Here is a 5140-nt window from a genome sequence, read left to right on the forward strand (position 1 = left end):
AGCGCGAGGTCGTGCAGGCCGGGCACGGGCACGCCGCCCGCGGCTGCGCCGTCCGCAGGCGCGACGCCCCCCGGCCCGGCGGGCCCGCCGTCGTCGGCCACGAGCACCCACGCGTCGAGCTCCCGCGCGCCGAGCCCGAGGGCCCGCGAGGTGGCCTCGTCGACGAGCACGGGTCCGTCGACGGCGGTCGCGGCGTCGAGGCGCAGGACGCCGGTGGTCGGGCGGGGCGCCTCGGCGACGATGCCCCGGAACCGGGCGCCGGTGGGGCGCGCGACGACGGGGGTGTCGGCCGGGTCGGTGGGGCGCCGCTCCCACGTCGCGCCCGGGAACCAGGCCTGCGCGAGCGTGCGGACGTCGGTCCCGGCCGGCAGGACGAGGACGTGCCGACCGGCGAGGTGCGCGGGGAGGACCTCGGCGAGGTGCATGCGCGGACCCTAGCCCGGCTTTGCTGCCGGGATGTTTCGCACGAGCGCGAAGCCCGGCGCGTCGGGGGGACACGCCGGACCCGCAGGTCAGAGGCGAAACGCTTCACCTGTCCACACGGCGGGCGCCCTTTGCACACCGCTGTGGACGAACCCTGTGGACAAAAGTTGCGGCGGCGTCCTCAGGCGCGCACGTCGTGCAGGTGGTGGACCACGTCGTGCAGGAAGTACTGCCCGAGCGTGCGCACCGTGAACACCGAGCCGTTGGACCGGCGGCCCGGCCGCTCGACCTGGTCGGGGCCGACCGAGTCGAACCGGTCCGCGATGACGTCCGCCGCGTCGGCGAGCTCGTCCGCCACGACCACCGGGTCCTGCAGGTCGTACCGGTCCGCGAGCGCGGTCGCGTCCTGGTCCCAGTTCGCGAACTCGGGGTCGTCCTCCTCGAGGAGCAGCCGCAGCCGCTCGTCGAACACCCGCAGCACGTCGCGGACGTGGGCGCCGTACTCGAGCGTGCTCCACGTGTGCGCGTCGGGCCGCACGCGCGCGTCCTGCCGGCTCAGGGCGGACACCCAGCGGGGCGTGAGGTCGCGGACCGTGCCCCCGACGGCGTGCACGTCGACGTCGGCGGCGGAGAAACCGCACTCGGGGCACGGCTCGCGCAGCACCCACGTCCAGTCCTTGGTGTCGGGCTCGATCTGCGGCGCCGGGGCGGCGGCGTCGGCAGGTGCGGGGTCGGCGGGTGCGGTCGTCGGCTCGCTCGTCATGCCCGCACGCTAGACGCTCGTCGCCGCGATGTCGCCGCCCCGTCCGTCCCGTGTCCGTCCCCGTCCGATGACGTCCTCAGACGACCCCGGCCTCGTGCAGCGTGAGGTACTCCTCGTCGGTGAGCAGCCGCGACCGCAGCAGGAACCGCACGCCCTCGGGCGCCTCCAGCGAGAACCCGGCACCTCGCCCGGGCACGACGTCGATCGTCAGGTGCGTGTGCTTCCAGTACTCGTACTGCGCGCGCGTCATCCACACGGGCACCTGCGCGCCGTCGCCCAGGTCGAGGTCGCCGAGGTGCACGTCGACGTCACCCAGCAGCAGGTCGCCCTGCGGGTAGCACATGGGCGAGGAGCCGTCGCAGCAGCCCCCCGACTGGTGGAACATCAGCTCGCCGTGCTGCACGCGCAGGCTGCGCAGCAGGTCGAGCGCGGCGTCGGTCGCCGCGACCCGTTCGGGCAGGCCCATCGGACCGCCTCCTTCGTGTCCCCGGGACAGGCCCGGCGCGCGCGGCGCTGTGCTCGACGACCGCGGCGGCGGTTCCCCTCCGACCCACCGCCGCGGCCGCGCGCCCGCCCGTCAGAACAGCCCGAGCGACTCCTGCGTGTAGGACACGAGGAGGTTCTTGGTCTGCTGGTAGTGGTCCAGCATCATCTTGTGGTTCTCCCGGCCGACGCCGGAGCCCTTGTACCCGCCGAACGCGGCCGCCGCGGGGTACGCGTGGTAGCAGTTCGTCCACACCCGGCCGGCCTGGATGTCGCGTCCCGCGCGGTACTGGATCGCGGCCTCGCGCGACCAGACGCCCGCACCGAGCCCGTAGAGGGTGTCGTTCGCGATGCTGATCGCGTCGTCGTAGTCGGAGAACGACGTCACGGCCACGACGGGGCCGAAGATCTCCTCCTGGAAGACGCGCATCGAGTTCTTGCCCTCGAAGATCGTCGGCGTCACGTAGTAGCCGCCGGACAGGTCGCCCGGGAGCTCCGCGCGGTGCCCGCCGGTGACGACGCGGGCGCCCTCGGCCTTGCCGATGTCCAGGTAGGACAGGATCTTCTCGAGCTGGTCGTTCGACGCCTGCGCCCCGACCTGGGTCTCGGTGTCGAGCGGGTCGCCCTGCCGCATGGCCTCGGTGCGGGCCTTCACGTCGTCGAGGAAGCCGTCGTAGATCGACTCCTGGATGAGCGCGCGCGACGGGCACGTGCAGACCTCGCCCTGGTTGAGCGCGAACATCGCGAAGCCCTCGAGGGCCTTGTCGTAGAACCCGTCCTTCTCGCGGGCGACGTCCTCGAAGAAGATGTTCGGGCTCTTCCCGCCGAGCTCCAGGGTGACCGGGATGATGTTCTGGCTGGCGTACTGCATGATCAGGCGGCCCGTCGTCGTCTCGCCCGTGAACGCGACCTTGCGGACGCGCGGCGAGGACGCGAGCGGCTTGCCCGCCTCGACCCCGAACCCGTTGACGACGTTGACGACGCCCGGCGGGATGAGGTCGGACAGCAGCTCCATGAGCAGCAGGATCGACGCGGGCGTCTGCTCGGCCGGCTTGAGCACCACGGCGTTGCCGGCGGCGAGCGCGGGCGCGAGCTTCCAGGTCGCCATGAGGATCGGGAAGTTCCACGGGATGATCTGCGCGACGACGCCCAGCGGCTCGTGGAAGTGGTAGGCGATGGTGTCGCCGTCGATCTCGGAGATCGACCCCTCCTGCGCGCGGATCGCGCCGGCGAAGTAGCGGAAGTGGTCGATGGCGAGCGGGATGTCGAACGCGAGCGTCTCGCGCACCGGCTTCCCGTTCTCCCAGGCCTCCGCGACGGCCAGCTTCTCCAGGTTCGCCTCCATGCGGTCGGCGACGGCGTTGAGGATGACGGCCCGCTCCGTCGCGGTCGTCCTCCCCCACGCCCGGGCGGCGCCGTGCGCGGCGTCCAGCGCGCGCTCGATGTCGTCGTGGTCACCGCGGCCGACCTCGGTGAACGTGCGGCCGGTGACGGGACTCGGGTTCTCGAAGTAGCGGCCGTTGGCCGGCGCGACGAACTCGCCGCCGATCCAGTGGTCGTAACGGTCCCGGAAGCCGACGAGGCTGTCGGTCTGTCCCGGCGGTGCGTAGACGGTCATCACGCCTCCCTGACAGGTCCGCGGGCGGGGGCTCGTGGCGCGCCCGCGGCCGCGGCGTCGTTGCCGCGACGTCGTCACGGTAGGCCGGGTGACGTTGCACGACCGTTGCACCCGGGGATGCGCACCGACGACCGTCGGCGCCGTGCAGCCGGCCGGGACGCCGCGCGGGTGGACGTCAGCCCGCGCGGCCCGCGAGGCGTCGGGCGAGCAGGTCGAGCCGCCCGCGGGCCTGGACCTGCGCGGGCGTGCCGCGGGGCGCGAGGACCGCGAGCCGCTGCCACGCCTGCCAGTCGTCCGACCCCTCGTCGGACGCGACCCACCGGGACAGCACGCCGGGCTCGGGGCTCGCGAGGACCGCCGCGCGCAGGTCGGCCTGCAGGTCGTCCCGCAGCCGCTCGACGCCGGGCGCGACGGACCGCGGCAGGACGAGACCGGGGTGGTTGGCGAGCGCCCCGACGACGTCTCCGACCTCGAGCAGCTCGTGCACGGTGTCGAGGTCGGTCCGCAGCGGGACGGTCAGGCGGTAGGGACGGGAGTGCGACAGCAGGGGACCGACGACCCGCCGCAGTCGCGACACCTCGGCGCGGACCGTGACGTCGGACAGTGCGTCGGCGCTGAGCAGCACGGCGAGCTGCTCGGCGGTCAGCCCGGCGGGGTGGTGCGCGAGGAGCAGCAGGATCTCGGCGTGCCGCAGCCCGAGCCGCACGTCCCGGCCGTCCAGCCGCACGGTCGGGACGGCGGGACCGAGGACGCGCAGCCGACCGGGTGTCGGCGCCCCGCGGGACGCGCCGCCCGCGGCGAGCACCGCGACGACCCGCTCGGTCGGCACCTCGACGACCCCGGGCCGGGCGGCACGGGCCAGCTCGGCCTCGACGGCCGCGACGGTCGCGCGGACGAGGGACATCACCAGACCGCTCGCGACGACGGGCCCGCCGGTCACGTCGAGCACCCCGAGCACCTGCCCCGACGCGGCCCGCACGGGGGCGGCCGCGCAGTTCCACGGCTGCACACGGCGCGCGTAGTGCTCGGTCCCGACGACCTGGACGGCCCGGTCGGTGGCGAGCGCCGTGCCGAGCGCGTTCGTGCCCGTGCAGTCCTCGCGCCACACGGCACCCTCGACGAACCCGACGCCCTCGACCTTGTGCCGCACGTCCCGGTCGCCCTCGACCCACAGCAGGCGACCCGCGTCGTCGGTGAGCGCGGCGACCCACCCGGCGTCGTGGCCGGGGCGGACCAGCAGGTCCCGCACGACGGGCATCGCGACGGCCAGCGGGTGCCCGCGCCGGTAGGACGTGAGGGTGCGTCCGACCATGTCGACGGGTGGCGCGGGGACCTCCGGGTCGACGCCGCTGCGGGCGCTGCGGCGCCACGAGTCGGCCACGAGGCGGCGCACATGGCGGCCGGGGACCCGACCCGTCGTCACGAAACGCTCGTGGGCGTCGCGGACGGTGTCGTGCTGCGACATGACTCTCCCCTCGAGACCTGCGCCCAGCACCCCCCGCCAGACCCCCCAGTGTACGAATCGTCCGTTCCGTCCGCGCGGGTGAAGAGACTTGTCGTGCGCGTGTCGTACTTCCGGCGCGTCGCCGGGCACCTTCCCACGGGGACCCGCGCCCGCGCCGGACCGGTGCGGGCGGCAGGTGTTCCCTTTCGAGCAGGCCACGCGGGGGGCCGCGGGTCTAGCCTGACGATGTCGAGGGGGACGACGGTGACAGCCGAACGCATCTGCGACGTGTGCGGCACGGCGAACCCGCCCACCGCGGAGTTCTGCCGGGTCTGCGACACCTACTTCGGCTGGGACGGCGAGCACGGGCCGCCCGGCGCGACGGGCGCGCCCGCGTCCGGCCCGGCCG

At 74.4% G+C, this 5140-nt stretch carries 4 protein-coding genes and 1 pseudogene; all 5 read right to left on the reverse strand.

From position 1 onward, the window contains the following. Nucleotides 1–425 (reverse strand): annotated as a pseudogene (locus CBZ_RS18470) (hypothetical protein); the annotation flags it as partial. A gap of 179 nt (nt 426–604) precedes the next feature. Continuing rightward, a complete protein-coding gene (locus CBZ_RS18475) occupies nt 605–1186 on the reverse strand; it encodes a DinB family protein (protein WP_130782929.1) in 582 nt (193 codons plus the stop codon). Nucleotides 1187–1262: 76 nt separating this feature from the next. Then, nucleotides 1263–1652 carry a DUF779 domain-containing protein gene (locus CBZ_RS18480; protein ID WP_130782930.1) on the reverse strand — a complete coding sequence of 130 codons (390 nt, stop codon included), beginning with the start codon at nt 1650–1652 and terminating at the stop codon, nt 1263–1265. Nucleotides 1653–1763: 111 nt separating this feature from the next. Further along, nucleotides 1764–3287: an acetaldehyde dehydrogenase ExaC gene (gene exaC / locus CBZ_RS18485; RefSeq protein WP_130782931.1), complete on the reverse strand. Its 1524-nt coding sequence runs from the start codon at nt 3285–3287 to the stop codon at nt 1764–1766. Between the two features lie 175 nt (nt 3288–3462). Then, the gene (locus tag CBZ_RS18490; RefSeq protein WP_130782932.1) at nt 3463–4752 is read right to left on the reverse strand and encodes a sigma-54-dependent transcriptional regulator family protein; all 1290 of its coding nucleotides are present in this window, start codon (nt 4750–4752) and stop codon (nt 3463–3465) included. Nucleotides 4753–5140 lie beyond the last annotated feature (388 nt).

It is taken from the genome of Cellulomonas biazotea (assembly GCF_004306155.1).
GTDB classification, from domain to species: Bacteria; Actinomycetota; Actinomycetes; order Actinomycetales; family Cellulomonadaceae; genus Cellulomonas; species Cellulomonas biazotea.